Source organism: Citrobacter cronae (assembly GCF_016893685.1).
GTDB classification, from domain to species: Bacteria; Pseudomonadota; Gammaproteobacteria; order Enterobacterales; family Enterobacteriaceae; genus Citrobacter; species Citrobacter werkmanii.
In genome coordinates this window covers 921,121-944,038 of the sequence record NZ_CP069763.1, presented here as the reverse complement: position 1 = coordinate 944,038, position 22,918 = coordinate 921,121, and the positions used below count along the sequence as shown (strand labels likewise).

Genomic DNA, 22,918 nt, shown 5'->3' with positions numbered 1-22,918 from the left:
CCGGATAAGGCGAAACCGCCCTCCGGCAACGTCAATTACAGCTTCGGCCCGGCGCTAACCAGTGCTTCACCTGCTGGGGTATCGGTGTACTTCTCGAAATTCTCGATAAACAGTTTCGCCAGTGCGTTGGCTTTTTCCTGCCACTGCTCCGGTGACGCGTAGGTATTACGCGGATCGAGAATGCGAGTATCCACGCCCGGCAGTTCGGTTGGAATAGCCAGGTCGAACATCGGCAGACGGAATGTTTCTGCGTCGTCCAGTGAACCGTTCAGAATGGCGTCGATAATCGCGCGGGTATCTTTGATGGAGATACGCTTACCAGTACCGTTCCAGCCGGTGTTAACCAGATACGCTTGCGCACCTGCCGCCTGCATACGTTTCACCAGCACCTCAGCGTACTGCGTTGGGTGCAGCGTCAGGAATGCTGCGCCAAAGCAGGCAGAGAAGGTTGGGGTAGGTTCAGTGACGCCACGTTCGGTACCGGCCAGTTTGGCAGTGAAGCCAGACAGGAAGTGGTACTGCGTTTGATCTGCCGTCAGGCGAGACACCGGTGGCAGCACGCCAAACGCGTCAGCGGTCAGGAAGATCACTTTGGTGGCATGACCCGCTTTTGACACCGGCTTAACGATATTCTCGATGTGATAAATCGGGTAGGAAACTCGGGTGTTTTCGGTTTTGGAACCGTCATCGAAGTCGATAGAACCATCTTCGCGTACGGTGACGTTTTCCAGCAGCGCGTCACGACGGATCGCGTTGTAGATCTCCGGCTCGGCATCTTTAGACAGTTTGATGGTCTTAGCGTAGCAACCGCCTTCGAAGTTAAACACGCCATCATCATCCCAACCGTGTTCATCATCACCGATCAGGCGGCGTTTAGGGTCGGTGGACAGCGTGGTTTTACCGGTGCCGGACAAGCCAAAGAAGACCGCCACATCACCTTTTTCCCCGACGTTTGCCGAGCAGTGCATGGAGGCGATGCCCTTCAGCGGCAGCAGGTAGTTCATGACGGAGAACATACCTTTTTTCATCTCGCCGCCGTACCAGGTACCACCAATCAACTGAATACGTTCAGTCAGGTTGAATGCCACGAAGTTTTCTGAGTTCAGGCCCTGCTCTTTCCATTGCGGGTTGGTGCATTTAGCGCCGTTCATCACGATAAAATCAGGTTTAAAATCAACCAGTTCTTCGTCGCTTGGGCGGATGAACATGTTTTTGACAAAATGCGCCTGCCAGGCAACTTCGGTAATGAAGCGCACGGAAAGACGGGTATCGGCGTTTGCGCCACAGAAAGCATCAATAATAAACAGGCGCTTGCCGGAAAGTTGCTGGGTGACTAACCCTTTCAGATGTTGCCAGGTTTCCGGGGAAAGCGGTTTGTTGTCGTTCTTACCCTTACCTTTGTCGGACCACCACAGCGTATCACGCGTCGTGTCGTCACGGACAATGTACTTATCCTTTGGCGAACGTCCGGTAAAGATACCGGTATCAACTGCAACGGCGCCCAGATTCGTCAACACACCACGCTCATAACCTTGAAGGGAAGGATCAAGTTCTTCCTGGAAAAGCGTGTCGTAGTCTGGATTGTAAACGATATCCTGAACGTCATTGATACCATAAGCCTTGAGATCTTGCGGGGTTAAACTGTTGTTCACACGCATTTCACTGCTCCTTAGCCAATATGTATTACCTGGAATAGTAAGGTTTTTTTGGGATTGCTAACCGCGACAAGGCTCATAGATTTACGCATCGGGCAAAATCACAGGTGACCGAATGCGCTGCGACTCCTGTCACAAAGAGGCAGATATTATGGCAGGAAACCCTTTTTTGTTGTGGAAAATGTTCTTAAAACGTTAATGGAGAGTGTTTTTGGCGGGAATCTTGTGAGTGTAATCGCATTCATGTAAGAAAAATACGTAACTCATACATAAACAATATCGATTCACTTCCCGTCATCATGGTCCGAAAAAGGTCAGTCAATATTCAAAATTGTGAAGTTGATGCGATATGAGGCTTTCTCTTGATGCTGAATGACGACATGGTTAGTGTTGAATGTTCACAAACTACTCGCTGGGGCATGGAATCTATTGGTCTGCGGCAGGCGGTAGCGAATCAGTCACTGGATTCAGCGCCCAGAGTGTGGCGTGTTATCGTGATTCTTGGCGAACGGCTAAAGAGGCATTATTACGCTGAGTAAGCGGGAGTTAGCCCGGCAGAGCACACTACCGGGCTGATAAACTTAATGGACCTGTGGGTCTGCCGGGGAAGCGTTGCTGCGGATCTCGGCAATATCCATTGCGTTAAACAGATAGTGGCTACCGCAGTAATCGCAGTGCATATCGATCTCGCCTTCTTCCGCCAGAATGCTGTCCACTTCTTCGTCCGGCAGCGTTTTCAGTGCGCCTGCGCAGCGTTCGCGTGAACAGGTGCATTTGAACTCAACGTCCTGCGGATCGTAGAGGGTAACTTCTTCTTCGTGGTACAAACGCCACAGTACTTCGTTGGCTGGCAGCGTCAACAGCTCTTCAGTTTTGATGGTTTCGGTCAGGGCGGTCAGGTGATCAAAATCATCTGCCTGCGCGTTTTGCGCCGGCATCACCTGCAGCAGCATTCCGCCAGCTGCGGGTTTGCCATCGACGTCGCCAGTACGGATAAACAGCCGTGTCGGCAGCTGTTCAGAACGCATGAAGTAATCTTCCAGACAGGCGGCCAGCGTGTCGCCTTCCAGACCGACCACACCCTGATAACGCTCGCCTTCTTCCGGCGTAATGGTAATCACCAGGTAGCCGTTGCCTACCAGCGTTTTCAGATCCGCGCCTTCAGGAATATCACCCTGCATGCGGGCCACGCCGCGCATCTGCTGATTGTTGTTGCCGTTGATGACGGCCAGGCTCAGCGGACCATCGCCCTGCAACTGTACGGTGATATCACCAGCAAACTTCAGCGTAGCGGTAAGCAGGCTGGTGGCGACCAGCAGTTCAGCCAGCACGTTTTTAACCGGCTGCGGGTAAGTATGGTTTTCGAGGATCTGTTGCAGGGTTTCCGAAACGGTCACCAGCTCGCCGCGCACGGCAAAGTTTTCAAACAGATAACGATGTAATTGGTCATGTTGCGGCATAATCATCTCTCTTGCAGGTGACAGTCACTCGCTGTCGCCGTGTTTAAATCGTAACAGGTCGCGGCGTTCTTTCTTGTCCGGTCGTCTGTCCGGGTGCGGCATGGTTAACGCGTTAAGTTTACGCGCCAGCGCCATTTTTTCGCGTTTTTCTACGCTTTCCGCGGTTTCTTCATACAGCGTAACGGCTTCCGTGGCCGGGCGACGCTGCTCGGTAATGGCCTTGATAATGACCGTCCGCTCGTCATTTCCCTGGCGCAGGGTGAGGGTGGCGTTCAGCTCGACAATCTTGCTCGGCTTACTACGTTGGCCGTTGTAATGCACCTTACCGCCTTCAACCATTTCACGGGCCAGCGCACGCGTTTTATAAAAGCGCGCAGCCCATAGCCATTTATCCAACCTGACTTCAGCAGAGGGCTTTTCTTTCATGGCGTCTCCTTCACATCAGTGAGGGGATCAGTCGGCGGTAGTCATTCAATGACGGATGGCGTGCGTACTGTTTTTCCGCAATACCTGAGTCGGGATTGGTTACGCCGAGGCAGTAACGAATGCCGAACAGAGCAGCGGCGTCGAGAATGGGTTCGCTATCGTCAATAAACAGCGTCTTCTCTGCACTCATTCCCGTTTCTTCAGCCACAGCGTGCCATAACCGCTGATCCTCTTTGGGATAACCAAATGTGTGGGTGGAAAGTAATAAATCAAGGTGCGAGGCCAGGCCGGTATGCTCCAGCTTCACCGCGAGGTTATGCGGATGCGCGTTGGTGAGCAAAATACGGCGCTTGCCGCTGGCTTTTAAGGCATCAAGAAACGGTACGGTATCTTCACGCAAAACAGCGCGTGGTCCCTGTGCCGTTGTCATAGCGCAAATATCCAGATCCAGGCGCTCACTCCAGTAATCCAGGCAGTACCAGTTTAGCGTATGCTGCACGGCATGATACTGCTGGCGAATATAGTCCTGGGCTTCCTGGGGAGAGATACCCTGCTTTGCGCCATAGGTTTCCGGCACCAGTTTTTGCCAGAAATAGTTATCGAATGCCAGATCGAGCAGCGTGCCGTCCATATCTAACAACACGGTGTCGACATCCTGCCAGGCAATATTGATATGCATGGAAACCCCCCAGAAGAAAACATGATGCGCGACAGGGTAGCATATCCTGGCGCGCGAGCGTGTTATCGAATCAGGCTTTCCGGGTCGTCAATCAGCGTTGGGTTGAGGCAACTTTCGTAATAGCTTTGAATTTCTGCGATGCGCGAGCGATGGCGCTGGTAGCGTCTGAATGCCTGAACGCTGTTATAGATAGCGCATCCGAGCATGGAGAGCATCAGCAGCGTCGTGCCAAGGTAGCGCCATAATCCTGAACGATCCGGGATTCGGTGCAGGCCAATGTGCTGGGTACCGTTGGCGTCGGTAGAGATATTGGTGACGATCCCCTCCGCGCGAAATGGTGTTTGCATTAGCATCTGGGCCAGACGCTGGAAGGCGTTCCACTGTTCTTGCGGCGGGTAATCATACAGGGAGGTTGACGGCCAGGGCTGATCGACCAGATCGCTGCCCTCGTCACTGATAATCAGAAAACCGCCGGGGGCAGGGCTATTTAGCGCCTGGGCCGCTCGCGCCGTCTCGCGTGAAATAAACGGCGCCGTAGAGGTATTGACCAGATTATCCAGCGACTCGGCGCTTACCGGACGCAGCAGCACATTTACGCCATCCAGTTTTCCGGCGTTAGCGCGTTTCACCAGGGCGGCCCAGTCTTTACTATTACCGAGGTTAACCAGCGCATTTTTTAAGCGCACGCATTCATCTTTGGCTGCGCACAGATCGGCTGTTTTCAGGACAATTTCACCAAAATCATCCAGTAACACCATGCCGGACTTTTGGATTGCCGAACGTAATGACGCGCTGACGCGGGAATCATCATCTGGTTTGGGGTGCAACTGGCGGCTTACGGCCTGCGTGAGCGCGGTGGCTTTGTTCACCAGATCGGATTCAGGAAGCGGTAGCGCGCGCGCGTCATTCCAGATAATTTGCGTGCAATCAAAAGGCATGAACGGCGTGGCGGGCTGTGTATTCCAGCTCCCCTGGGTATGAATGTTACACATACCTGTGCCGCTCAGGTGTAGTGTGTCCCCCACGCGGACGCCCGCGTTCTCAAGCTGTTTCACGCTGGTGGCTTCGATAGTCTGTGCGCCTTTCATCCAGGAAAGGGTGAATTTTATCGGCATATCCAACGGGATCCAGAACAGCAGCATCAGCAGCACTAACAGCGAACCGCCAGCGATAACGGCATTGCGTAGCCAGTGTTGCAACGGGAAATTTTTAACCTCGTCGTGCAGGGATAAAAAACGCCCCTGGCGTACAACGTGGCGATCGAGATAAATATCGATATCCGTTTGCTGACCAAGATCCTGCGCAATGTAAGGCTGCCAGTGAGGGGGATAGATCAGATCAATAATACCCAGAGAAATATTGTTAATTTGCTCCTGGTCGTTCTCGCCAAACAAGCCCCAGCGACGCGGCGTCCCGCGCAGACAATGAATTTCTCGCAGGGCGGTTTTAGATGGCGGAGCGAACAGCCCCCACAGACCTGCACCGAGCAACAGCACCGCGCCACCGACTGTCCACGGAACAAACGTATCCGGGATGATTAAACATAAAAAGAACAGCAGGAATGATGCGGCGATCAGTAACGCTTCGCGTAATCCAGAAGGGCGGCTGAGCGCATATTCTTCATGAGTTTCCTGACGAATATTCAGCAGTTCGATTTGTTCGCTTTCTTCACCGCGAATGGACGCCTGGGTAGAGGCGGTATGCTGTAACGCATAGCCACGCGCTTCCTGCATATATTCCTGCAGGGTGTGGCCGTTTAGCGAAATAACCAGCGGTAACGTATTGGTGTGAATCAACTCAACGCTGTTTTCGTCATTGATGTATTGTTCCCAAAAAGGCGGCAAATGCACCTCAACGGAATCAAGATAATAGCGCCATTTGTTAGGATCGTCGGTGGTAATACCGTAACGTGTAATCGCGTGCGTAAGCACAATAACGCTGTTACTTTGGGCATTCAGTGTTAACGATACTGGCGCAGAACTGGCACCAGTTGGACCAGGTACTTGCTGAATTTGACTAAGGTTTTCGAGATAGTTTTCGACAGCGCTGCGTTCTTCAGGCGTAAGCTTACGCTTAGAGGCGTCTGAAAAGACGTTGCTCAAAGGTAAATTTTTCCGTCTGGATTTCGTTCTGAGTCGCCACCCTGCAAGCAATGAGCAGGCCAGCAAAGCAGCTAAAAAAATCAGAATGGTGCTCATGCTTTCCCCATCTTACTTAGTCTGTCAGGCGTGGTCAGTCGCACCCTGTTCAATATTCGTGATTCTTTAGTTGGCTATCGGCAAGTGTGGAGTTGAACTTGAGCATCTTAAAGCGCAGCCCAGTAAATGCGAATCATAGCAAAATCACTAAAAATGGAATATCAGCAAATTCCTGGAGTTATTTCAACCTATTGACTTTTAATTTGAAATAGGGATTAACTTTTAGTACGTTACATAAATGTAAATAAACGGCAATTCACGTTGCCGAAACCGTGCGGTATATCGCACAATGACCCCAGATTTCACAGCAAAGACCCTCACAATGAGCAAATCATTACAAAAACCCACGATTTTGAAAGTGGAAACCGTCGCCCAATCCCGGCTGTTTAAGGTTGAAAGCGTGGACCTTGAGTTCAGCAACGGCGTACGCCGCGTTTATGAACGTATGCGGCCCTCCACGCGTGAAGCGGTAATGATTGTGCCGATTGTGGATGACCACCTGATCCTTATCCGCGAATACGCGGTCGGGACCGAGTCCTACGAACTGGGTTTTTCCAAAGGATTAATCGATCCCGGTGAAAGCGTATTTGAGGCGGCGAATCGGGAACTGAAAGAAGAGGTGGGATTTGGCGCGAAAGATCTGACGTTTTTGAAGAAACTCAGTATGGCGCCGTCTTATTTCTCCAGCAAAATGAACATTGTGGTGGCAGAGGATCTTTATCCTGAATCGCTGGAAGGGGATGAACCTGAGCCATTACCGCAGGTACGCTGGCCGCTCGAGCATATGATGGATTTGCTGGAAGACCCTGATTTCCACGAAGCGCGTAATGTGAGCGCGTTGTTCCTCGTACGTGAATGGCTGAAAGGGCAGGGACGGCTTTAATATCTATCCCACTAATACACAAACACTAAAAAAGGCGCCGAAGCGCCTTTTTTGATCAGAACAGCTCGTGTGTCTCACCATTATCGATAATGGTTGTCCCCACCTCGTGTACCGCCTGTTGCGTTGGCTGAGTACCTTCAATGAAATACTCTTCGCGGCTGTTACCGCCGCTCGCCAGTTGACCGGTACTGCGATCGATATTGACCGTCACGATACCCGGCGGCGGCGTCAGCGGCTGCTCGGGCACACCTTCCAGCACGGATTTCATGTAAGCATCCCACGCAGGCTGCGCGCTCTTCGCGCCGCCTTCATAGCCGGAGATTTGATCTTTGATCGCCCCGGAAGCAGTCGTGTGACCCAGATTGCGGCGATGATCGTCAAAGCCGATCCATACTGATGTCACTACGCCTGGTCCGTAACCGGAGAACCACGCATCTTTAGAACTGTTGGTAGTCCCGGTTTTTCCGCCGATATCGTGACGTTTCAGGTCGCGGCCCGCACGCCAGCCGGTCCCCATCCAGCCTGGTTCCCCAAAGATATTGGTGTTCAGCGCGCTTTTAATCAGGAACGCCAGCGGCGTGTTGATCACGTGCGGAGCGTACTCCTGCGTTCCACTCTGCGCGACCAACGCCTGGTTGGCCTGCTCAAGCTGTGGCATAGGCACGGCGGCATTCTGCTGCTCCTGCGAGACGGCGACATCTTCTACATTACTGTTTTCCAGCACGTTAGATTTCTGAGTATCGCCATAAATCACCGGAATATCACAATCCGGGCAGGCAATTTTTGGCTTCGCTTCGAAGATAACGCCGCCCATATCGCTTTCGATCTTACTGATGAAATACGGATCGACCAGGAAGCCGCCGTTCGCCATCACTGCGTAGCCGCGCGCCACCTGCAATGGCGTGAACGAGGCGGAACCCAGCGCCAGCGATTCAGTGTGCACAATGTTCTGTGCCGGGAAGCCGAAACGTTGCAGATACTCTGCTGCGTAATCCACGCCCATAGCACGCATAGCGCGTACCATCACTACGTTTTTCGACTGGCCCAGCCCCTGACGTAAACGTATAGGACCAGCATACTGCGGCGGTGAGTTCTTCGGCTGCCAGTCAGAACCGGCACCGGCATCCCAGCGGGAGATCGGCACATCGTTGAGCATGCTCGCCAGCGTCAGACCTTTATCCATTGCGGCGGTATAGAGGAATGGTTTGATGTTGGAACCTACCTGGCGTAGCGCCTGGGTCGCACGGTTAAACTTGCTCTGGTTGAAGTCAAAACCCCCTACCAGCGCCAACACCGCGCCGTTTTGCGGATTAATAGAAACCAGTGCGGAGTTAACATCCGGCACTTGCGCCAGCCACCAGGCATCGCCAACCTGGCGTACCCAGATTTGCTGCCCGGTCTGTACCACATCTGTCACTTTACGCGGCGTCGGACCTTGCTGAGTATCCGAGCGGTAAGGACGCGCCCAGCGCATGCCATCCATCCGTAATGAAACTGATGTGCCATCCGCCAGCGCGGCAATAGCTTCCTGCGGATTGGCGCTGGTGACAACCGCCGGCAGCAGTGGTCCATATGTTGGCAGCGCTTTCAGCGTATCGGTGATTTTCTTGCTGTCCCAACTGCTTTCGCCCACTTTCCACAGCACGTTTGACGGGCCGCGGTAGCCGTGGCGCATGTCGTAATCCATCACGTTGTTACGTACTGCCTGCTGGGCCGCCTGCTGCACTTTGCGCGTAATGGTGGTGGTGATGCGATACCCGTCTTCATAGGCTTTCTCGCCATAGCGGTTATACATCTCCTGGCGCACCATCTCAGACAGATACGGTGCAGAGAAGGCGATTTCCGGCGCGTGATAGTTGGCGTCAATGGCCTCGCCGCGCGCCTGATCGTACTGGGCCTGCGTAATGTAATTTTCACTCAGCATACGCGACAGCACGACGTTACGTCGCGCGGTGGCCCGGTCCATCGAATAGAGGGGGTTGAAGGTTGACGGCGCTTTTGGCAGACCGGCAATCACCGCAATCTCACTTAAGCTGAGCTGATCGACCGTCTTGCCGAAATAGACCTGCGCGGCCGCCCCCACGCCATAGGCGCGATATCCCAGGTAGATCTTGTTCAGATACAGCTCGAGGATTTCATCTTTACTCAGCAGTTGTTCAATGCGGATCGCCAGAAACACTTCTTTGATCTTACGCATCAGCGTACGTTCCGGGCTCAGGAAGAAGTTTCTCGCCAACTGTTGGGTAATGGTACTCGCCCCTTGTGAGGCGTGACCGGAGAACAATGCGACGCTGGCTGCACGGAAGATCCCCACCGGGTCGACCCCGTGGTGCTCATAAAAGCGGCTGTCTTCTGTGGCGATAAAAGCTTTGACCATCACTGGCGGCATCTGATCCAGCGTGACCGGGATTCGACGTTTCTCGCCATATTGCGCGATCAGCTCGCCGTCAGCGCTGTAAACCTGCATCGGGATCTGTAAACGCACATCTTTGAGCGTCGCGACGTCAGGTAATTGCGGCTCAATATAGCGATAGAGGCCATAAATCGAGCCTGCTCCCAGCAGGATGCAACATACTGCAAGGATTAAAAAATACTTTACGAACTTCACTGGAGATTTCCCATTTAGTGGCATTTGGGCAGTTTATAAACAAACGCGCGGTAGTATAAAGGCAAGCCAGACGCATTGATATACCCGTTAAAGCAACGGGTGATACGGAGATCATCAGCAATGGCTTTTAATATCTGGAAAATTGGTCTGCATATTCAGCAACATGAAGCGCTGGCTGTCGCTGTCGTTCGCGACGCGTCCGGTTGGTTTCTACAGCGCTGGTGGCGTATGCCGTTGGCACCTCAGGTTATCGTTGATGGTCACATTCGCGAGCCAGAACAGCTTGTCGCAACGCTACTGCCGTGGAGCCGTGAGCTTCCTCGCCGACATCATATTTATCTCTCCTTTCCCGCCAACAGGACGTTACAAAAAAAGTTTCCTCGTCCGGCAATGACCTTGCGAGAGCCAGAGCAAACCGCATGGTTGTCCGGTTTGATGGCTCGTGAACTGGATATGTCGCAGGATGCGCTGCATTTTGATTATAGCGAAGACACGTTGAGCCCGGCGTTTAACGTCACTGCCGCGCAAAGCAAAGAGATTTCAACGCTGCTGACGTTAATACAAGCGCTGAAAGTACAGGTTAAAGCGATTACGCCGGACGCTAGCGCCTTGCAACGATTTATTCCTTATTTACCCGAACATCAACAGTGTCTGGTATGGCGTGATGAGACCCAGTGGCTATGGGCGACCCGCTCGTCATGGGGGCGAAAATTGACGGGCGATATTGGCCGTCTCGACGAACTTGCCGCAACGTTATCTCTTTCCCCGACAGCTATTGCGCTATGCGACACCAGCGGATTCGATCCTTTAAACGTCGTGTCCGTTCGCCAGCCGCCAATTCCACCACAAAGCTACCGCTTTACCATTGCATTAGGATTGGCCATGGGAGGATCGTATTGATGATAGCGACCATCAATCTTCTGCCCTGGCGTCAGACTCGGCGGTATACCTGTTTGCGTTTCTGGGCCGTCTTCTTTAGCGCTGCTCTACTGCTGAGCATTGGCGTGACGTTAATCTATAACAGCGTTTTTAGCGTGGAAAACCGGGTCGAACTCCTGCTGGTAGAGGCTGAAAATAAGCGCATAGCGGCGCTGACGGCGCTAAAGCCTCGCTTGCAGCAGCGCCTGCAACAATGGCAACAGGTACAAGCGCGAAACAAACAGCGTGACCAGACCCAAAGCTGGCAACAGATTCTGCAACAGCTGGCGGAATTACTCCCGGAACAGGTGTGGTTAACCAAAATGACCTGGCAGCAAGGGACGCTGGAACTGACGGGAAATGCGCTGAACTTTGCCGCCCTTAAGGCGCTGGAAACGCAATTACGCCAGCAGCCTTTGTTTACGCTAAATCGTTCTGGCGAAACGCAGCAGGATGCCCAAGGGCGTTGGCAATTCCACTATCGTCTGACGCGGAGTGACACGCATGATAACGCTCTGTGATGCCTGGCTCGCGCACTCGCTGCGCTTTCGTGTTATGTGCGCATGCGGCTGGATTTTAGGGCTGCTTATGATGGTCGCGCTATGTCTTTACCCCGCCGCCAGGCTGCGGGGTATGCAACAAGAGGCGCTAAACCAGCAACGTGCTGCCATTCAGACGCAATGGCGAAACGTGTATCTGCTGGCGTCATCGTCAGGAGAGGCTGAAGAGACGTTTATTCCATTCTCTCCATTGCTGTTTCAGACGCCCCTTATACGTCTTGTCCACTGGCAACCCGCCATTCAGGGCGGGGAGATGACGCTGAGGCCTGCGTGGGAGGCTATCCCGCCGGTGTTTGTCCAACTGGCGGAACAAGGGATGAGCGTCAGCCGGTTTTCTCTCAGTGTAGAAGGCGCTGAACTGCTGTTAACGCTACAACTGGAACATCTGAATGACGGTTGAACGCTGGCTGTTGGCATGCATCAGTGTGCTGATCCTGACCGGTATGCGTAATCCCTTCTTACCGCCGGAGGATCCTTGCCAGATAGCTGAGTGGTCGACGTGGCGTTATCAGGGAATGGTGAGCGTGGGTGAGCGACCGATCGGCATCGTGCAGGATGGGCAGCACAAATGGCGGCGAGTTGAGCGAAATGACGTCCTGAAAAACGGTTGGACGATTTCGCAGATAACGGCCGAAAGCTTAACCCTCAATACAGAGAAAAGCTGCGAGCCTGCTCAATGGCAGTGGCAACGACAGGGAGCGGTAAATGAAGCGATGGATGAGATGGATAGCCATGATGCTGCTGGTCGCGGTGTTCCGCGGGCAGACGGGAAAACCGCAAAACGTAACGCTGGTGGTGGATGATGTGCCTGTTGTGCAGGTTTTGCAGGCCCTGGCGGAACAAGAAAAGAAAAACCTGGTGGTTTCACCGGATGTCGGCGGGGTGCTGTCACTGCATCTGACAGATGTGCCCTGGAAGCAGGCGTTGCAAACGGTCGTGAAAAGCGCCGGATTAGTGCTACGCCAGGAGGGCAACATTCTGCATGTGCATTCCATGCAATGGCAGAGTGAAAATGCGGCCCGCCAGGAAAATGAGCAGGCACGAATGCAGGCCAGCCTGCCTCTGGAACATCGCAGCATCATTTTGCAATACGCTGACGCCGCCGAGCTGGCAAAAGCCGGAGAGAAGTTGCTGAGCGCTAAAGGCAGCATGACGGTTGATAAACGAACCAACCGCTTACTGCTGCGTGATAATAGCGTTGTGCTTAACGCGCTGGAAAAGTGGGTGGCGCAAATGGATTTACCCGTTGAACAGGTGGAACTGGCGGCGCATATCGTCACGATTAATGAAAAAAGTTTGCGCGAGCTGGGGGTTAAATGGTCGCTGGCCGACGCGCAACAACCGGGGGCGGTGGGGAATGTCACTACGCTTGCCAGCGATCTTTCGGTGCCCGCAGCAACATCCCGTGTGGGATTTAATATTGGTCGTATTAACGGTCGGTTACTGGAACTGGAGCTGTCGGCACTGGAGCAAAAACAGCAGCTTGATATCATCGCCAGTCCGCGATTACTGGCTTCTCACCTGCAACCTGCCAGTATTAAGCAGGGCAGCGAGATCCCGTATCAGGTCTCCAGCGGAGAAAGCGGGGCGACATCCGTCGAGTTTAAAGAAGCGGTACTGGGGATGGAGGTTACGCCCACTGTTTTGCAGAAAGGGCGAATCAGGCTGAAACTGCATATCAGCCAGAATGTCCCCGGGCAGGTGCTACAACAAGCTGATGGTGAAGTTCTGGCTATCGATAAGCAGGAAATTGAAACGCAGGTTGAGGTAAAAAGCGGAGAGACGATTGCGTTGGGCGGCATTTTTTCACATAAAAATAAATCTGCGGCTGACAGCGTGCCGTTGTTAGGCGACATCCCCTGGCTTGGCTCTCTTTTTCGTCACGATGGAAAAGAAGATGAGCGTCGTGAGTTAGTGGTCTTTATTACGCCCAGACTGGTGTCAACGGAATAACTTATGCATGAAAAACCGTTGTTTTTGCACTGAACACGTTTCAGGGATTTGACGTGGGGGTGTATTTAGCATACAAGGAGTACCGATTTGAGCGTCGGTACTTTTCTTTACTTATGCGGCAATGAATACGCTTTGCCTTTCTGGTGGTGTGTCATAGGCTTATTTTGCCGTCATTGGACTACGCGATACGTCGCCATGTCTGATGTTTGCAGGGCTGCATGCCTGCCACGACCAGAAATGCGTAGGGTTTGGTGATTTATTCAGTTGCCAAACCCGCTTGAGTATTGAGATAATTTTCAGTCTGACTCTCGCAATATCTTATGAGGTTTCAGTTCATGTCCTGCTGCGCTGGGTGTCTGCGAAGCGGGTTTACCATTAACGAATAGTCTTAGTAGTACCGAAAAAATGGCAGAGAAACGCAATATCTTTCTGGTTGGGCCTATGGGTGCCGGAAAAAGCACTATTGGGCGGCAGTTAGCTCAACAACTCAATATGGAATTTTACGATTCTGATCAAGAGATTGAGAAACGAACCGGAGCTGATGTGGGCTGGGTCTTCGATGTAGAAGGTGAAGACGGCTTCCGTGATCGCGAAGAAAAAGTCATCAACGAGTTGACGGAAAAACAGGGTATTGTGCTGGCAACTGGCGGTGGCTCTGTAAAATCACGTGAAACACGTAACCGTCTCTCCGCGCGTGGCGTCGTGGTCTATCTTGAAACGACAATTGAAAAACAACTTGCGCGTACTCAACGTGACAAGAAACGCCCGCTGCTGCAGGTAGAATCACCGCCTCGTGAAGTTCTGGAAGCGTTGGCTGACGAACGCAATCCTCTGTACGAAGAGATTGCCGACGTGACCATTCGCACCGACGATCAGAGCGCAAAAGTCGTAGCAAACCAGATTATTCATATGTTGGAAAGCAACTAATTCTGGCCGAATACACACTCGTCTGCGGGTACAAGTAACTAAGGTGGATGTCGCGTAATGGAGAGGATCACAGTCACTCTCGGGGAACGTAGTTACCCTATCACTATCGCGGCTGGTTTGTTCAATGAGCCAGCTTCATTCTTACCGCTGAAATCGGGCGATCAGGTTATGTTGGTGACCAACGAAACCCTGGCTCCCCTGTATCTCGATAAGGTTCGCGGCGTACTTGAACAGGCGGGTGTTAACGTTGATAGCGTTATCCTTCCCGATGGCGAACAGTATAAAAGCCTGACGGTTCTGGATACGGTTTTCACCGCGTTACTGCAAAAACCGCACGGTCGCGATACCACGTTAGTCGCACTTGGCGGCGGCGTGATTGGCGACCTGACCGGTTTCGCGGCAGCCAGCTACCAGCGCGGTGTTCGTTTCATTCAAGTCCCGACAACTCTGTTGTCGCAGGTCGACTCCTCCGTCGGCGGCAAAACCGCCGTAAACCATCCCCTCGGTAAAAACATGATTGGCGCGTTTTACCAACCAGCCTCCGTGGTGGTGGATCTCGATTGTCTGAAAACGCTTCCTGCGCGTGAGCTGGCATCGGGGCTGGCGGAAGTCATCAAATACGGCATCATTCTTGACGGTGAGTTTTTCAACTGGCTGGAAGACAATCTGGACGCGTTATTGCGTCTGGACGGTCCGGCAATGGCGTACTGTATTCGCCGTTGTTGTGAGCTGAAAGCAGAAGTTGTCGCAGCAGACGAGCGCGAAATGGGCTTACGTGCTTTACTGAATCTGGGACACACGTTCGGCCATGCGATCGAAGCTGAAATGGGTTATGGCAATTGGTTACATGGTGAAGCCGTCGCAGCAGGTATGGTAATGGCTGCTCGTACGTCAGAACGTCTGGGTCAGTTTAGCTCTGCGGATACGCAGCGCATCATTACGCTGCTACAGCGAGCAGGCTTACCGGTTAATGGGCCACGTGAAATGTCCACCGAGGCCTATTTGCCGCATATGCTGCGAGATAAAAAAGTGTTAGCGGGAGAGATTCGTTTAGTGCTTCCGCAGGCAATAGGGAAGAGTGAAGTGCGCGGCGGAGTGTCGCACGAGGTGGTTCTTAACGCTATTGCTGATTGCCAGCAGGCGTAACAACAAGAAAGGTCCGACGTACGTTGCGAAACGTAGGTCTTTTAGCTTCAGGTTACGTGCAAAGTTGTAAGCATTAACCTTTGAGTGGGGTGTTAAATGGATGAATTCAAACCAGAAGACGAGCTGAAACCCGATCCCAGCGATCGTCGTACTGGTCGTTCTCGTCAATCGTCTGAACGCGATAATGAGCCGCAAATCAATTTTGATGATGTTGATCTGGATGCTGACGATCGCCGTCCTGCGCGCGCACGTAAAGAGCGTGAAGAAGAGCGGGACATCGAAGAAGACTATGAATCTGATGACGATGCGGTGGATGAAGAGCGTGTAGAACGTCGTCCGCGCAAGCGTAAGAAAGCGGTCAGTAAACCTGCCTCTCGTCAGTATATGATGATGGGTGTGGGCGTGCTGGTGCTGCTGCTGTTGATCATCGGTATTGGTTCTGCGCTGAAAGCCCCCTCATCTTCTTCCAGTGAACAGACGGCGTCTGGCGAGAAGAGCATCGATCTTTCTGGCAGCAATGCGACGGATCAGGCGAACACGAATACGCCTGCAACGGGCGCTGAGCAGACTGCGGGCAATACCCAGCAGGATGTTTCCCTGCCGCCGATTTCCTCTACCCCAACTCAAGGCCAGACGCCTGCGGCAACTGAAGGTCAGCAGCGTGTTGAAGTGCAGGGCGATCTGAACAATGCGCTGACGCAACCGCAAGGTCAGGAGCAGGTTAACAACGTCGTGGTGAACTCTACGCTGCCGACCGAACCTGCGACCGTCGCACCCGTTCGTAATGGTACTGCTGCGCGCCAGACTGCCAAAACGGAAACGGTTGAACGTCCTGCTGCTACGCACCAGGAGCGTAAACAGGCCGTCATTGAGCCGAAGAGCAAACCGCAGACCACGGTGAAAGCGACGACGACAGAGCCGAAACCTGTTGCTCAGGTAAAACCAACCGCGACTGCGCCGACGACCACAACCAAAGCGCCTGTGGTAACCGCTGCGCCAAAAGCGACAGCAGAACCGAAAGCAACCGCGGCGACGACGTCTGCACAGACTGCGACACCTGCGCCAACCGCGACGGCAACGCCTGTGGCTGGCGGAGCGAAAAGTACAGGAAATGTTGGCGCGTTAAAATCTGCGCCGTCCGGCCATTACACGCTGCAGCTCAGCAGTTCTTCTAACTACGACAACCTGAACGGTTGGGCGAAGAAAGAAAACCTGAAGAACTACGTGGTGTATCAGACGACGCGTAACGGTCAACCGTGGTATGTTCTGGTGACGGGCGTGTATGCATCTAAAGAAGATGCGAAACGTGCAGTGTCTACGTTACCCGCCGATATTCAGGCGAAAAATCCGTGGGCAAAACCGCTGCACCAGGTTCAGGCCGATTTGAAGTAAGATAGGATATGTTCTGCAATGGTTTGCTGTTTCGCCCAATTGCGGGACAAAGACTAAAGCGCAGGATGCTGTCGGAGCTTTCTCCACAGCCGGAGAAGGTGTAATTAGTTAGTCAGCATGAAAAAAAATCGCGCTTTTTTGAAATGGGCAGGGGGAAAATACCCCCTGCTTGATGATATCAAACGGCATTTACCCCAGGGTGAGTGTCTGATTGAACCCTTCGTAGGGGCCGGGTCGGTGTTTCTCAACACCGACTTTTCTCGTTATATTCTTGCCGATATCAACAGCGACCTCATCAGTCTCTATAACATCGTGAAGACCCGTACCGATGAGTACGTGCAGGCTTCGCGCGAGCTGTTTATGCCTGAAACTAATCAGGCTGAGGTGTACTACCAGTTCCGGGAAGAATTTAATACCTGCCAGGACCCGTTCCGCCGCGCAGTGCTATTCCTGTATCTGAACCGCTTTGGTTACAACGGGTTGTGCCGTTATAACCTGCGCGGTGAGTTTAACGTACCGTTTGGTCGTTATAAAAAACCTTATTTTCCGGAAGCCGAGTTATACCATTTTGCTGAAAAAGCGCAGAATGCGGAGTTCCATTGCCTTTCCTATGAAGAGTGCATGGACCGTGCGGATACCAGCTCCGTAGTCTATTGTGACCCGCCTTATGCACCGCTTTCGGCGACGGCAAATTTCACCGCGTATCATACCAACAGCTTTAGCCCGAAAGAGCAGGCGCATTTGGCCGAGATGGCAGAAAAGCTGGTCAGTAAGCAGATTCCGGTGTTAATTTCGAATCATGACACGCCCGATACCCGTGAGTGGTACCGGGCAGCGAAACATTTTCAGGTCAAAGTGCGGCGCAGCATCAGCAGCAATGGCGGCACGCGTAAAAAGGTGAACGAACTGCTGGCGCTGTATAAACCAGGAGTCGCAACGCCTGCGAAAAAATAATTCTCAAGGAGAAGCGGATGAAACAGTATTTGATCGCCCCCTCAATTCTGTCGGCTGATTTTGCCCGCCTGGGCGAAGACACCGCGAGAGCGCTGACTGCCGGTGCCGATGTAGTACACTTCGACGTCATGGACAATCACTACGTACCGAACTTGACCATCGGACCGATGGTTCTGAAATCGCTGCGTAAATATGGCATCACCGCCCCGATTGATGTTCACCTGATGGTGAAACCGGTCGATCGTATTGTCCCTGACTTCGCCGCCGCTGGCGCCAGCATCATTACTTTCCATCCGGAAGCCTCCGAGCACGTTGATCGTACCTTGCAACTGATCAAAGAGCATGGTTGTAAAGCGGGCCTGGTGTTTAACCCGGCAACGCCTTTGAGCTACCTGGACTACGTCATGGATAAGCTGGATGTGATCCTGCTGATGTCCGTTAACCCAGGCTTTGGCGGACAGTCTTTCATCCCACAAACGCTGGATAAGCTGCGTGAAGTGCGTCGTCGTATTGATGAATCTGGCTATGACATCCGCCTGGAAGTTGATGGTGGCGTCAAGGTGAACAACATCGGTGAAATCGCGGCGGCGGGTGCAGATATGTTTGTTGCAGGCTCCGCTATTTTCGACCAACCAGACTACAAAAAAGTCATTGATGAAATGCGCAATGAACTGGCGAAGGTAAGTCATGGATAAGTTTCAGGATATTCGGGGCGCCGCTTTTGACCTCGACGGCACGTTGGTCGACAGCGCGCCGGGATTAGCCGCAGCGGTGGATATGGCGCTGTATGCGCTGGAACTGCCGGTTGCTGGTGAAGAACGTGTAATCACCTGGATTGGTAATGGTGCAGATGTACTGATGGAGCGCGCGCTGGCGTGGTCTCGTCAGGAGCGCGCGACATTACGTAAAACGATGGGTAAACCCCCCATTGATGATGATATTCCTGCTGAGGAACAGGTACGTATTTTGCGTAAGCTGTTCGACAGGTACTACGGCGATGTCGCAGAAGAGGGGACATTCCTGTTCCCTGATGTTGCCGACACGCTGGGCGCGTTGCATGCTAAAGGTTTGCCGCTGGGTCTGGTGACCAACAAACCAACCCCGTTTGTCGCGCCATTGCTCGAGGCGTTAGATATCGCCAAATACTTCAGCGTGGTCATCGGTGGTGACGACGTGCAGAATAAAAAACCACACCCGGATCCGCTGCTGCTGGTGGCAAGTAAGCTTGGCATCAAGCCTGAGCAAATGCTCTTCGTAGGGGATTCTCGTAATGATATTCAGGCGGCTAAGGCTGCTGGTTGTCCGTCCGTTGGTCTGACGTATGGCTACAACTACGGTGAGTCTATCGCATTGAGCGAGCCCGATGTCATGTACGACCGCATTAATGAACTACTGCCCGCTCTCGGGCTTCCGCATAGCGAAAATCAGGAATCGAAAAATGACTAAGCCCATCGTTTTTAGTGGCGCACAGCCCTCAGGTGAATTGACCATTGGCAACTATATGGGTGCGCTGCGTCAGTGGGTGAACATGCAGGATGACTACCATTGCATCTACTGCATCGTTGACCAACATGCCATTACCGTTCGTCAGGATGCTCAGCAACTGCGTAAAGCAACGCTGGATACGCTGGCGCTGTATCTGGCATGCGGGATCGATCCTGAAAAAAGCACCATTTTTGTTCAGTCGCACGTACCGGAACACGCACAGTTAGGCTGGGCGCTGAACTGCTACACCTATTTCGGCGAGCTGAGCCGTATGACCCAGTTCAAAGATAAATCTGCACGTTACGCAGAGAACATCAACGCCGGTCTGTTTGATTATCCGGTACTGATGGCGGCAGACATTCTGCTGTATCAGACCAATCAGGTACCGGTTGGCGAAGATCAGAAACAGCATCTTGAACTGAGCCGCGATATCGCTCAGCGCTTCAATGCGCTGTATGGCGACATCTTCAAAGTACCGGAACCGTTCATCCCTAAATCCGGCGCGCGCGTGATGTCGCTGCTGGAGCCGACGAAAAAAATGTCCAAGTCGGATGACAACCGCAACAACGTGATCGGTCTGCTGGAAGATCCAAAATCTGTGGTCAAAAAAATCAAACGAGCGATGACTGACTCGGAAGAGCCGCCTGTTGTTCGTTACGACGTGAAAGAAAAAGCGGGTGTTTCGAACCTGCTGGATATCCTCTCTGCCGTCACCGGCCAGAGTATTCCGGAGCTGGAACAGCACTTCGAAGGCAAAATGTATGGTCATCTGAAAGGTGAAGTCGCGGAGGCCGTTTCCGGCATGCTGACCGAGCTTCAGGAACGTTATCACCGTTTCCGTAACGATGAAGCTTTCCTGCAGAAAGTAATGAAAGACGGTGCGGAAAAAGCCAGCGCACGCGCTTCTGTTACGCTGAAAGCCGTTTACGAAGCGATTGGTTTTGTCGCCAGACCGTAATATTTTCTGCGTTGCAAAAAAACCGGGGAATCCCCGGTTTTTTTGTATCTGCGCAATAGCATCTATTACTGGTCTGCAGCCGGACCACAGCCACCAATAATTTTAGAAATTGAAATTGCTGGATGCAGGAAATAATCGTAGCTGCAGTTATTTTTTTTGTTTTCAATATGACCCGTACATGCGGTCAGTGTAGCCAGAACCCCAGCGACAATGGTGATTTTTGCAAATTTCAGCATGTTAAAATCCTTGTAAGATATCTATTTTTAAAATGGATGAAATCCATTTCTCGACGGTTAAGATATCAACTTAAATAAAATTTAAGTAGTCCGGATAAGGACATAGCAAGCTTTATGTAAATTATATAATTAATGAATTGGATTACTAGGCGGTTATATTTTAATTAATAATTGGTTTGCTGAAGTGAGCATGTAGCGTATTTCGTTTATTATTTATTTCTGCAGGATGATAAATACATGCCCTGAATATCAGGGCATGTATTTACATTCAATTAATGATTCGAGAACCAGTTCAGCTTATCGCGTAGTCCAACCACGCGACCGACGATAATCAGCGCTGGGCTTTCAACCTGTTGCGCTAATTCCCCGAGCTGCGTCAGCACACCGTTGACGACGCGTTGCTTCACGGAGGTACCGTTTTCTACCAGCGCAACCGGCATATTGGCCTGCATGCCAAATTCGATCAGTTTTTCCTGAATTGTGGCCGCCTGATTCAGTCCCATATAGAACACCAGCGTCTGTTTCTCTGCCGCCAGATTTTCCCAGTCCAGCTCGCCGCCGGTTTTCAGGTGTCCGGTAACCAGACGAACACTTTGCGCGTAATCGCGATGGGTCAGTGGAATACCAGAATAAGCGGAGCAACCGGAAGCCGCGGTTATACCCGGCACAACGGAGAATGGAATACCAGCGTGGCAAAGCGTTTCCAGCTCTTCACCACCGCGGCCAAAGATGAACGGGTCGCCACCTTTTAGTCGTACCACGCGCTTGCCTTGTTGCGCTTCACGCAGCAGGATCTGGTTGATTTCTTCCTGCGGTACGCAGTGGTAACCCGCGCGTTTACCGACGAATACCCGGTCCGCATCGCGGCGCACGAGGTTCATAATATCATCGGAAACCAGACGGTCATAAACCACTACGTCGGCTTGCTGGATCTGCTGCAGCCCTTTCAGCGTTAGTAGCCCGGCATCGCCAGGACCGGCGCCAACCAGCACCACTTCACCACGGTGATCCAGTGGTTCGCTGAGCAACTGCTCGGTGGTTTCCTCGACAGCTTTCCGATCGTTGTTTGCCAGCGACTGCGCCAGGCGGTCATTAATGAACAATTTTTCCCAGAAGCGGCGACGTTCACCCATACTGGCAAACTGGTTTTTAACCCGGGAACGCAGCTTGCCCGCATACTGTGCGACCTGGCCAAGATGCTGAGGCAGTATGGATTCGAGTCTTTCACGTAGCAGACGGGCCAGCACCGGCGAAGTGCCGCCAGAGGAGACCGCCACCATCAGCGGCGAGCGGTCGATAATGGAGGGCATGATAAAACTGGCTGCTTTTGGCGCATCGACCACGTTGCAGAAAATACGGCGTGATTCTGCGGCGGTGCTGACGCTTTGGTTGACGGCATCGTCATCGGTGGCGGCGATAACCAGCCAGCAAGGATCGAGCAGGGATTCATCGAACGGTCCCTCAACAAGCGTCAACATGCCTTCATTTGCCCATACGGTGAACTGCGGAATAAACGCCAGCGCATTAACCGTTAAACGGGCGCCCGCTTCCAGCAATAACCGCGCTTTGCGTTCTGCGACATCACCACCGCCGACGATCAAGCAGTCACGGTCACGTAGTTGACAAAATATAGGCAAATGATCCACGACATTACCCCTTAATTATTGGCAGCAGCCTCTGGCTGATTGATTTTTGCCGGAGCCGGACGCTCCGATTTTGGCGTAGCATACCAATAACCCAATCCCATGAATACGACACCGGACAAAGTATTACCGAGTGTCACCCACAGCAGGTTATGACCAATTCCGGCCAGGGTATAGGCTTCGCTGTGGTGGCCGAACCAGGAGAGGGCAAACAGCGTCATGTTGGCAACCGAATGTTCGTAGCCGGAAGCGATAAACGCCAGCAGACACCACCAGATAGCGAGGAATTTCGCTGCGCCTTCGGTACGGATTGCCATCCAGATTGCCAGACAAACCAACCAGTTACACAGTGCGCCCTTGAAGAACAGTACCGTCGCAGGCGCGGTGGTTTTCGCCAGTGCAACCGAATGGACGATGCTGGTATCTACCGGCAACAAGCTGCCGCCACCCCAACTGTAAAGCAGAGCGACAAACACGGAACCGACCAGATTACCCAGCCAGGTTTGCGGTAAAATTGCCCACATTTGACTGTGACTGATGGTACCCGCTTTGACGCCGAGCGTCAGGAACATGGTGTGACCGGTAAACAGTTCAGAACCCGCGATAATGACCAGCGTTAAGGCGATACCAAAGGTTGCACCCATTACCAGAGGACGTACGGACGGGTCGAGCAGATTGCCGAGGGTGAAAATAAGAATGATGCCGAGACCGACATAGGCCCCTGCCATTGCCGAACTGACCCAGAATCCGAGCGGATTATTAGCCGACAGGCGTGCGATGCGCGCAGCATTAGCTGCACACTTATTAATAGTGTCAGTAAACATTTGATTATCCTTG

The 22,918-nt window shown here is 52.6% G+C and carries 22 protein-coding genes; 13 read left to right on the top strand and 9 right to left on the bottom strand.

Translation table 11 applies throughout. The features are described 5' to 3' along the window. Positions 1–35 precede the first annotated feature (35 nt). From pckA to igaA, 5 genes are all read right to left on the bottom strand, one after another. Complete coding sequence (gene pckA, locus JSN25_RS04230; protein WP_038634881.1) at positions 36–1,658, bottom strand: phosphoenolpyruvate carboxykinase (ATP); 1,623 nt, start codon at positions 1,656–1,658, stop codon at positions 36–38. Between the two features lie 578 nt (positions 1,659–2,236). After that, the gene (gene hslO / locus JSN25_RS04225; protein WP_016157640.1) at positions 2,237–3,115 is read right to left on the bottom strand and encodes an Hsp33 family molecular chaperone HslO; all 879 of its coding nucleotides are present in this window, start codon (positions 3,113–3,115) and stop codon (positions 2,237–2,239) included. Positions 3,116–3,139: 24 nt separating this feature from the next. Continuing rightward, positions 3,140–3,541, bottom strand: a complete 402-nt coding sequence (hslR, locus tag JSN25_RS04220) for a ribosome-associated heat shock protein Hsp15 (RefSeq protein WP_003837900.1) — start codon at positions 3,539–3,541, stop codon at positions 3,140–3,142. A 10-nt stretch (positions 3,542–3,551) separates the two neighbouring features. Continuing rightward, positions 3,552–4,220: a GMP/IMP nucleotidase gene (gene yrfG, locus JSN25_RS04215; protein ID WP_038634874.1), complete on the bottom strand. Its 669-nt coding sequence runs from the start codon at positions 4,218–4,220 to the stop codon at positions 3,552–3,554. A 62-nt stretch (positions 4,221–4,282) separates the two neighbouring features. Further along, positions 4,283–6,418: an intracellular growth attenuator protein IgaA gene (igaA, locus tag JSN25_RS04210; RefSeq protein ID WP_085049008.1), complete on the bottom strand. Its 2,136-nt coding sequence runs from the start codon at positions 6,416–6,418 to the stop codon at positions 4,283–4,285. A gap of 322 nt (positions 6,419–6,740) precedes the next feature. On the opposite strand from igaA, the gene nudE reads away from it, so the two are divergent. Then, positions 6,741–7,301 (top strand): ADP compounds hydrolase NudE, encoded by a 561-nt coding sequence (nudE, locus tag JSN25_RS04205; protein WP_204525464.1) that lies wholly within the window; start codon positions 6,741–6,743, stop codon positions 7,299–7,301. Positions 7,302–7,356: 55 nt separating this feature from the next. On the opposite strand, the gene mrcA is transcribed toward nudE, so the two are convergent. Next, entirely contained in the window at positions 7,357–9,909 is a 2,553-nt protein-coding gene (gene mrcA / locus JSN25_RS04200) for a peptidoglycan glycosyltransferase/peptidoglycan DD-transpeptidase MrcA (protein WP_204525463.1), read from the bottom strand. Positions 9,910–10,029: 120 nt separating this feature from the next. Here mrcA and JSN25_RS04195 point away from each other — a divergent pair, with 120 nt between their 5' ends. From JSN25_RS04195 to trpS, 12 genes are all read left to right on the top strand, one after another. Continuing rightward, positions 10,030–10,809, top strand: a complete 780-nt coding sequence (locus JSN25_RS04195) for a type IV pilus biogenesis protein PilM (protein WP_204525462.1) — start codon at positions 10,030–10,032, stop codon at positions 10,807–10,809. Further along, positions 10,809–11,348, top strand: coding sequence for a PilN domain-containing protein (locus JSN25_RS04190; RefSeq protein WP_204525461.1), 540 nt, complete (start codon positions 10,809–10,811; stop codon positions 11,346–11,348). The genes JSN25_RS04195 and JSN25_RS04190 overlap by 1 nt, the downstream gene beginning before the upstream one ends. Beyond that, complete coding sequence (locus JSN25_RS04185) at positions 11,332–11,787, top strand: HofO family protein (RefSeq protein ID WP_085049003.1); 456 nt, start codon at positions 11,332–11,334, stop codon at positions 11,785–11,787. The genes JSN25_RS04190 and JSN25_RS04185 overlap by 17 nt, the downstream gene beginning before the upstream one ends. Beyond that, a complete protein-coding gene (locus JSN25_RS04180) occupies positions 11,777–12,190 on the top strand; it encodes a HofP DNA utilization family protein (protein ID WP_204525460.1) in 414 nt (137 codons plus the stop codon). Before JSN25_RS04185 ends, JSN25_RS04180 begins: the two co-directional genes overlap by 11 nt. Next, the gene (gene hofQ, locus JSN25_RS04175) at positions 12,105–13,340 is read left to right on the top strand and encodes a DNA uptake porin HofQ (protein ID WP_422678875.1); all 1,236 of its coding nucleotides are present in this window, start codon (positions 12,105–12,107) and stop codon (positions 13,338–13,340) included. The genes JSN25_RS04180 and hofQ overlap by 86 nt, the downstream gene beginning before the upstream one ends. 405 nt (positions 13,341–13,745) lie before the next feature. Next, positions 13,746–14,267 carry a shikimate kinase AroK gene (aroK, locus tag JSN25_RS04170; protein WP_003023552.1) on the top strand — a complete coding sequence of 174 codons (522 nt, stop codon included), beginning with the start codon at positions 13,746–13,748 and terminating at the stop codon, positions 14,265–14,267. A 57-nt stretch (positions 14,268–14,324) separates the two neighbouring features. Continuing rightward, positions 14,325–15,413 carry a 3-dehydroquinate synthase gene (gene aroB, locus JSN25_RS04165; RefSeq protein WP_110496649.1) on the top strand — a complete coding sequence of 363 codons (1,089 nt, stop codon included), beginning with the start codon at positions 14,325–14,327 and terminating at the stop codon, positions 15,411–15,413. Positions 15,414–15,509: 96 nt separating this feature from the next. Continuing rightward, entirely contained in the window at positions 15,510–16,805 is a 1,296-nt protein-coding gene (gene damX, locus JSN25_RS04160) for a cell division protein DamX (protein WP_204525458.1), read from the top strand. A 117-nt stretch (positions 16,806–16,922) separates the two neighbouring features. Next, positions 16,923–17,759: an adenine-specific DNA-methyltransferase gene (dam, locus tag JSN25_RS04155; protein ID WP_160955322.1), complete on the top strand. Its 837-nt coding sequence runs from the start codon at positions 16,923–16,925 to the stop codon at positions 17,757–17,759. 17 nt (positions 17,760–17,776) lie between these two features. Then, positions 17,777–18,454, top strand: a complete 678-nt coding sequence (gene rpe / locus JSN25_RS04150; protein ID WP_003023561.1) for a ribulose-phosphate 3-epimerase — start codon at positions 17,777–17,779, stop codon at positions 18,452–18,454. Next, positions 18,447–19,205: a phosphoglycolate phosphatase gene (gph, locus tag JSN25_RS04145; protein WP_069323808.1), complete on the top strand. Its 759-nt coding sequence runs from the start codon at positions 18,447–18,449 to the stop codon at positions 19,203–19,205. The genes rpe and gph overlap by 8 nt, the downstream gene beginning before the upstream one ends. Further along, positions 19,198–20,202, top strand: coding sequence for a tryptophan--tRNA ligase (gene trpS / locus JSN25_RS04140; protein ID WP_038634836.1), 1,005 nt, complete (start codon positions 19,198–19,200; stop codon positions 20,200–20,202). Before gph ends, trpS begins: the two co-directional genes overlap by 8 nt. 65 nt (positions 20,203–20,267) lie before the next feature. On the opposite strand, the gene JSN25_RS04135 is transcribed toward trpS, so the two are convergent. The 3 genes from JSN25_RS04135 to nirC form a co-directional block, all read right to left on the bottom strand. After that, positions 20,268–20,438, bottom strand: coding sequence for a YhfL family protein (locus tag JSN25_RS04135; protein ID WP_006687392.1), 171 nt, complete (start codon positions 20,436–20,438; stop codon positions 20,268–20,270). A gap of 272 nt (positions 20,439–20,710) precedes the next feature. Further along, on the bottom strand, positions 20,711–22,084 hold the full coding sequence (cysG, locus tag JSN25_RS04130; RefSeq protein WP_038634829.1) for a siroheme synthase CysG: 1,374 nt from the start codon (positions 22,082–22,084) through the stop codon (positions 20,711–20,713). 11 nt (positions 22,085–22,095) lie between these two features. Beyond that, the gene (nirC, locus tag JSN25_RS04125; RefSeq protein WP_087856296.1) at positions 22,096–22,905 is read right to left on the bottom strand and encodes a nitrite transporter NirC; all 810 of its coding nucleotides are present in this window, start codon (positions 22,903–22,905) and stop codon (positions 22,096–22,098) included. Between the last annotated feature and the right edge of the window lie 13 nt (positions 22,906–22,918).

Bases quoted from the DNA above. Each gene is read 5' to 3' on its own strand.
- pckA (WP_038634881.1), bottom strand. From the start codon at position 1,658: ATGCGTGTGAACAACAGTTTAACCCCGCAAGATCTCAAGGCTTATGGT.
- hslO (WP_016157640.1), bottom strand. From the start codon at position 3,115: ATGCCGCAACATGACCAATTACATCGTTATCTGTTTGAAAACTTTGCC.
- hslR (WP_003837900.1), bottom strand. From the start codon at position 3,541: ATGAAAGAAAAGCCCTCTGCTGAAGTCAGGTTGGATAAATGGCTATGG.
- yrfG (WP_038634874.1), bottom strand. From the start codon at position 4,220: ATGCATATCAATATTGCCTGGCAGGATGTCGACACCGTGTTGTTAGAT.
- igaA (WP_085049008.1), bottom strand. From the start codon at position 6,418: ATGAGCACCATTCTGATTTTTTTAGCTGCTTTGCTGGCCTGCTCATTG.
- nudE (WP_204525464.1), top strand. From the start codon at position 6,741: ATGAGCAAATCATTACAAAAACCCACGATTTTGAAAGTGGAAACCGTC.
- JSN25_RS04195 (WP_204525462.1), top strand. From the start codon at position 10,030: ATGGCTTTTAATATCTGGAAAATTGGTCTGCATATTCAGCAACATGAA.
- JSN25_RS04190 (WP_204525461.1), top strand. From the start codon at position 10,809: ATGATAGCGACCATCAATCTTCTGCCCTGGCGTCAGACTCGGCGGTAT.
- JSN25_RS04185 (WP_085049003.1), top strand. From the start codon at position 11,332: ATGATAACGCTCTGTGATGCCTGGCTCGCGCACTCGCTGCGCTTTCGT.
- JSN25_RS04180 (WP_204525460.1), top strand. From the start codon at position 11,777: ATGACGGTTGAACGCTGGCTGTTGGCATGCATCAGTGTGCTGATCCTG.
- hofQ (WP_422678875.1), top strand. From the start codon at position 12,105: ATGAGATGGATAGCCATGATGCTGCTGGTCGCGGTGTTCCGCGGGCAG.
- aroK (WP_003023552.1), top strand. From the start codon at position 13,746: ATGGCAGAGAAACGCAATATCTTTCTGGTTGGGCCTATGGGTGCCGGA.
- aroB (WP_110496649.1), top strand. From the start codon at position 14,325: ATGGAGAGGATCACAGTCACTCTCGGGGAACGTAGTTACCCTATCACT.
- damX (WP_204525458.1), top strand. From the start codon at position 15,510: ATGGATGAATTCAAACCAGAAGACGAGCTGAAACCCGATCCCAGCGAT.
- dam (WP_160955322.1), top strand. From the start codon at position 16,923: ATGAAAAAAAATCGCGCTTTTTTGAAATGGGCAGGGGGAAAATACCCC.
- rpe (WP_003023561.1), top strand. From the start codon at position 17,777: ATGAAACAGTATTTGATCGCCCCCTCAATTCTGTCGGCTGATTTTGCC.
- gph (WP_069323808.1), top strand. From the start codon at position 18,447: ATGGATAAGTTTCAGGATATTCGGGGCGCCGCTTTTGACCTCGACGGC.
- trpS (WP_038634836.1), top strand. From the start codon at position 19,198: ATGACTAAGCCCATCGTTTTTAGTGGCGCACAGCCCTCAGGTGAATTG.
- JSN25_RS04135 (WP_006687392.1), bottom strand. From the start codon at position 20,438: ATGCTGAAATTTGCAAAAATCACCATTGTCGCTGGGGTTCTGGCTACA.
- nirC (WP_087856296.1), bottom strand. From the start codon at position 22,905: ATGTTTACTGACACTATTAATAAGTGTGCAGCTAATGCTGCGCGCATC.